The following is a 399-nucleotide window of genomic DNA, read 5'->3' as shown; positions in this document are numbered from 1 at the left end:
TTAGAAAAACAAGAAGCTAAATTAAAAGCCCTTAATCAAAAAATTAAGGACGAAAAAAATAAGATTGAACAACGGCTAGGTAAACAAATCATCAGTCAAGCCAATTTAGATTATGCTAATTTGTCTAACGATCAGATTAAGCTTTTAGCCAAGCAATTTTCTGAATTTTTAAAGGTAAAGTCCGTAGATCATTAGCCATACGAGATGGGGAAATTCCATGTCATATCAATATGAAAAACTAGTCGAGCAGCAAGCACGTTTAAAACAAAAAATTGAGCGGGAAGATTTTAAATTACGGCAATCTAAATACTATGAAAATCGGCAAGCCCGCAAAGCCCGTTCTCGCCGATTAATTCAAAAAGGGGCTTTATTAGAAAAGTACTTTCAAGCTAATAACCT

General features: G+C 33.8%; 2 protein-coding genes. Both read left to right on the top strand.

Going from position 1 to position 399, the window contains the following annotated elements; genetic code table 11:
• Positions 1-195, top strand: a 195-nt coding sequence (locus FD20_RS12740) for a hypothetical protein (protein WP_057738954.1), incomplete at its 5' end; no start/stop codon positions are given.
• A 22-nt stretch (positions 196-217) separates the two neighbouring features.
• A partial coding sequence (locus tag FD20_RS12735; protein ID WP_057738952.1) for a hypothetical protein occupies positions 218-399 on the top strand: 182 nt, incomplete at its 3' end.

Origin of the sequence: Liquorilactobacillus uvarum DSM 19971, from assembly GCF_001434935.1 — a bacterium.
Taxonomy (GTDB): Bacteria; Bacillota; Bacilli; order Lactobacillales; family Lactobacillaceae; genus Liquorilactobacillus; species Liquorilactobacillus uvarum.
The sequence above is the reverse complement of the archived record's forward strand: the minus strand, read 5'-3'. Positions and strand labels throughout refer to the sequence as shown.